The 5017-nt window shown below is 62.9% G+C and carries 6 protein-coding genes; 1 reads left to right on the forward strand and 5 read right to left on the reverse strand.

Going from position 1 to position 5017, the window contains the following annotated elements; all coding sequences use genetic code 11:
• Positions 1–57: 57 nt before the first annotated feature.
• The 5 genes from ACK1U9_RS21200 to rplU form a co-directional block, all read right to left on the reverse strand.
• Positions 58–519: a CreA family protein gene (locus ACK1U9_RS21200; RefSeq protein ID WP_419198568.1), complete on the reverse strand. Its 462-nt coding sequence runs from the start codon at positions 517–519 to the stop codon at positions 58–60.
• Positions 516–1634, reverse strand: a complete 1119-nt coding sequence (gene proB, locus ACK1U9_RS21205; protein ID WP_046616800.1) for a glutamate 5-kinase — start codon at positions 1632–1634, stop codon at positions 516–518. Before proB ends, ACK1U9_RS21200 begins: the two co-directional genes overlap by 4 nt.
• A gap of 85 nt (positions 1635–1719) precedes the next feature.
• Entirely contained in the window at positions 1720–2946 is a 1227-nt protein-coding gene (gene cgtA, locus ACK1U9_RS21210; RefSeq protein WP_046616802.1) for an Obg family GTPase CgtA, read from the reverse strand.
• 189 nt (positions 2947–3135) lie between these two features.
• On the reverse strand, positions 3136–3393 hold the full coding sequence (rpmA, locus tag ACK1U9_RS21215) for a 50S ribosomal protein L27 (protein ID WP_046616804.1): 258 nt from the start codon (positions 3391–3393) through the stop codon (positions 3136–3138).
• 38 nt (positions 3394–3431) lie between these two features.
• Entirely contained in the window at positions 3432–3746 is a 315-nt protein-coding gene (rplU, locus tag ACK1U9_RS21220; RefSeq protein ID WP_003247466.1) for a 50S ribosomal protein L21, read from the reverse strand.
• A gap of 244 nt (positions 3747–3990) precedes the next feature.
• On the opposite strand from rplU, the gene ACK1U9_RS21225 reads away from it, so the two are divergent.
• Positions 3991–4959, forward strand: a complete 969-nt coding sequence (locus ACK1U9_RS21225; protein WP_003256318.1) for a polyprenyl synthetase family protein — start codon at positions 3991–3993, stop codon at positions 4957–4959.
• The last annotated feature ends 58 nt before the right edge of the window (positions 4960–5017 follow it).

A 5017-nucleotide genomic window follows, 5' to 3' on the forward strand; every position in this document is an offset into this window, starting at 1 on the left:
TGGGAGCTGGCTTGCCGGCGATGGAGGCCAAAGGCCTCCCGGCGATCTGTCAGGCTATCAATGCGCCCAAGGCAGAATCGGAATCGCTGTCACCGCATTCTGCGGGCTACCTTCGACTATCCGGTCGCTATACACCAGGTACACCAGCGTATTGCGCTTCTTGTCCAAAAAGCGCACCACCTGCATGGTCTTGAACACCAGCGAGGTGCGCTCCTTGAACACTTCCTCGCCATCCTTCAGCTCACCCTTGAAATTGATCGGCCCCACCTGACGACAGGCAATCGATGCCTCCGCCCGGTCCTCCGCCAGCCCCAGCCCACCCTTCACGCCGCCGGTCTTGGCCCGCGACAGGTAGCAGGTCACGCCCTCGACCTTGGGGTCGTCGAACGCCTCGACCACAATGCGGTCATTCGGCCCGAGGAACTTGAACACGGTGGATACCTGGCCAATTTCCTCGGCCCCGGCCAGCATTGGCAGCACCAATGCCGCCACACCGATTACCCGCTTCAGCAGGCTCATACCAGCACCAGGTTGTCGCGGTGCACCAACTCCGGTTCTGCGCTGTAGCCCAGCAGGCCTTCGATGGCATCCGACGGCTGGCCGATGATCTTCTGCGCTTCCAGGGCGCTGTAGTTGGCCAGCCCGCGGGCCACTTCCAGGCCGTCCGGGCCCACGCACACCACCATCTCGCCACGACGGAAGCTGCCCTGCACGGTTTTCACGCCAACCGGCAGCAGGCTCTTGTTGGCCTGGCGCAGCGCCTGCACGGCACCGGCATCCAGCACCAGGGTGCCACGGGTCTGCAGGTGACCGGCGAGCCACTGCTTGCGTGCCGCAAGCATGCCGCGCTCGGGCGACAGCAAGGTACCCAGGCGTTCGCCAGCCTTGAGGCGATCCAGCACGCGCTCGATGCGGCCACCGATGATGATGGTATGGGCACCGGAACGGGCTGCCAGGCGCGCGGCGCGCAGCTTGGTCTGCATGCCGCCACGGCCCAGAGCGCCACCGGTACCGCCGGCCACCGCGTCCAGTGCCGGGTCGTCGGCGCGGGCCTCGTAGATCAGCTGGGCTTCGGGGTTGTTGCGTGGGTCGGCGTCGAACATGCCATCGCGGTCGGTGAGGATCACCAACAGGTCGGCCTCGACCAGGTTGGCCACCAGCGCCGCCAGGGTGTCGTTGTCGCCGAAGCGGATCTCGTCGGTAACCACGGTATCGTTTTCGTTGATCACCGGCACCACGCCCAGGTCGACCAGCGTGCGCAGGGTGCTGCGGGCGTTCAGGTAGCGCTTGCGGTCGGACAGGTCGTCATGGGTCAGCAGGATCTGCGCGGTGTGCTTGCCGTGCTCGCCGAAGCTCGACTCCCAGGCCTGCACCAGGCGCATCTGGCCGATCGAGGCAGCCGCCTGCAGCTCGTTCATCGCACTCGGTCGCGACGTCCAGCCCAGCTGGCTCATGCCGGCAGCCACGGCCCCGGAGGAGACCAGTACCAACTCCACGCCTGCCTCACGCAGCGCGACCATCTGCTCGACCCAAACGGCCATGGCACCGCGGTCGAGGCCCTTGCCATCGGCGGTCAGCAGAGCACTGCCAATCTTCACGACCCAGCGCTTGGCGCCCGTCACCTTGCTTCGCATCTTCTTCCAACCTATGTCGAATCTGTAGATACCGTGGATACAAAAACGCCGCTCCAAAGAGCGGCGTTTAGTGTACTGCAACCGGTCAGTCGCGCACGTAAATGATTTCCGGGCCGTCTTCGTCGTCCTCGAAATCATCGTCCCAACCGTCATCGTCGCCGATGTCGTGCACGCTCTTGACGCCGGTACGGCGCAGGGTACGGGCATCGTCCAGGGCCTGCAGCTGGGCACGGGCTTCGTCTTCGATGCGCTGGTCGAGGTCGGCCAACTCTTCGGCGTAGGCCGGGTCGTTGGCCAGGCGGTCGGCGCGGTCTTCGAGGTAGCGCATCAGGTCGTGGCTGAGCTTTTCGGTGCCCTGCTTGGAGATGGCCGAGATCACGTAGACCGGGCCTTCCCACTGCAGGCGCTCGACCACTTCCTTGACCCGCTCGTCGCGCTCGTCGTCCATGACCATGTCGGCCTTGTTAAGCACCAGCCAGCGTTCACGCTCGGCCAGCGACGGGCTGAAGCGGGTCAGCTCGTTGACGATGACCTCGGCGGCATCGGCCGGGCTGCTTTCATCCAGCGGCGCCATGTCCACCAGATGCAGCAGCACGCGGGTACGCGCCAGGTGCTTGAGGAAGCGGATACCCAGGCCGGCGCCTTCGGAAGCACCTTCGATCAGGCCGGGAATGTCGGCGATGACGAAGCTCTTCCAGCGGTCGACGCTGACCACGCCCAGGTTGGGCACCAGGGTGGTGAACGGGTAGTCGGCCACTTTCGGCTTGGCGGCCGAAACCGAACGAATGAAGGTGCTCTTGCCAGCATTCGGCAGGCCCAGCAGGCCGACGTCGGCCAGCACTTTCATTTCCATCTTCAGGTCGCGCTGCTCACCCGGCTTGCCCGGGGTGGTCTGGCGCGGCGCACGGTTGGTGCTGGACTTGAAACGGGTGTTGCCCAGGCCGTGCCAGCCACCTTGGGCGACCATCAGCTTCTGGCCCGGGGTGACCAGGTCACCGATCACTTCCTGTGTGGAGGCGTCGATCACGGTGGTACCGACCGGCACACGTAGGAACAGGTCGTCGCCTTTCTTGCCGGTGCAGTCGGTGCTGCCGCCGTTGGCGCCACGCTGGGCCTCGTGATGACGGGTGTAGCGATAGTCGACCAGGGTGTTGAGGTTTTCGTCGGCGATCATGTACACCGAACCACCGTCGCCACCGTCACCACCGTTGGGGCCACCGTTTTCGATGAACTTCTCGCGACGGAAGCTCATGCAACCGTTGCCACCGTCACCGGCCTTGACCCGAATGGATACTTCGTCAACAAACTTCATTCAAAACCGCCTCTCGCCTGTTGGCGAGTTGAATACCTGAAAAACCTGAGGCTCTTGCAAAAATGAGCGCGGCGGCCCCGTACGACCGTAGAAACCCACGCCGGCAGCCCATACAAACAGCTTTGCAAGAGGCTCACCACAAACGAAAAAGCCCCGTCGCATGACGGGGCTTCTGGAGCGACGTCGCGATTAAGCGGCGACGATGCTCACGTAACGGCGCATGAACTCGCCTTTCTTCTCGAACTTGATCACGCCTTCGATCTTGGCGAACAAGGTGTGATCCTTGCCCATGCCAACGCCGTAGCCAGCGTGGAATTCGGTGCCGCGCTGACGGACGATGATGTTGCCTGGCTTGATAGCCTGGCCGCCATACATCTTCACGCCAAGGCGTTTCGATTCTGAGTCGCGACCGTTACGAGTACTACCACCAGCCTTCTTGTGAGCCATGGTTCAATTCTCCAAATAAATTCAGGGGATCTAGGGGATTAAGCCTGGATACCGGTGATTTTGATCTCGGTGAACCACTGGCGGTGGCCCATACGCTTCATGTGGTGCTTACGACGACGGAACTTGATGATGCGAACCTTGTCGTGGCGGCCTTGCGAAACGACTTCGGCCACTACTTTAGCGCCAGCAACAACTGGAGCACCGATGGTGACTTCTTCACCGTTGGCGACCAGCAGGACGCGATCGAAGGTCACGGATTCGCCAGTGGCGACTTCCAGTTTTTCGATCTTGAGGAATTCACCTTCAGCGACTTTGTACTGCTTGCCGCCGGTAACGATTACTGCGTAAGACATGGTATTTCTCCGATAATCCTGCTCACCCAGCGCTTTATATGATGAGTATTGGCTGGCATGGCTGCACAGGGCTGGAACGGCCCGGCGCAATTGCGTAAGGCAGGTGCTGCCCAGGAAGTTAGGGTGCGCGATTGTACGCAACCGCGGTTTTGCTTGCAAGTACCGCCCCCGGGGCGCTGGCACCGCGCCTTGACACACCGGGACCCGCGACCTAGCATGCCGCGCAACCTCACTGGAGCAGCCGATGCAACCCCAATCCTTCTACCGCGCGGTGGCTGATGATTTCAGCGCCGTCGACGAGATCATCAAGAAGCAGCTGACCTCGCGCGTGCCGCTGGTATCGAAGATCGGCGACTATATCACGTCCGCCGGTGGCAAGCGCCTGCGCCCCCTGCTGGTGCTGCTGTGTGGCAAGGCCCTGGGCCGCGAAGGCGACGACCTGCGCCTGCTGGCTGCCACCATCGAATTCCTGCACACCGCTACCCTGCTGCACGACGACGTGGTCGACATGTCTGGCATGCGCCGTGGCCGCTCCACCGCCAATGCCCTGTGGGGCAACGCACCAAGCGTGCTGGTGGGCGACTTCCTCTATTCGCGCTCGTTCGAGATGATGGTCGAACTGGGCTCGATGCCGGTCATGCAGATTCTGTCCAAGGCCACCCGCGTGATTGCCGAAGGTGAAGTGCTGCAACTGTCGCGGGTACGCGACGCCAGCACCACCGAGGAAGTCTACATGGAGGTCATCCGCGGCAAGACCGCAATGCTGTTCGAAGCTTCGACCCACAGCGCCGCCGCGCTGGCCGAAGCCACCGACGAACAGCGCGAGGCCCTGCGTACCTTTGGTGACCACCTGGGCGTGGCGTTCCAGCTGGTCGACGACCTGCTGGACTACAAGGGCGATTCGCAGACCCTGGGCAAGAACGTCGGCGACGACCTGGCCGAAGGCAAGCCTACCCTGCCGCTGATCTACACCATGCGCGAAGGCACCGCCGAACAGGCTGCGCTGGTGCGCCAGGCGATCCAGAAGGGCGGCCTGGAAGACCTGGAGCAGATTCGCGTGGCGGTAGAAGAGTCGGGTGCACTGAAGTATACGGCGGAGCTGGCGCGTGACTATGTGAAGCGTGCGATCCAGTGCCTGGAAGTGCTGCCGGCCAGCGAATATCGTGATGCGCTGGTCGAGCTGAGCGAGTTTGCGGTCGCGCGTACTCACTGATAGACCGAGTCGTATTCTTCGCGGGCTTGCCCGCTCCCACAGGGACCGCGCAAGTCCC

It is taken from the genome of Pseudomonas sp. XP1 (assembly GCF_053557675.1).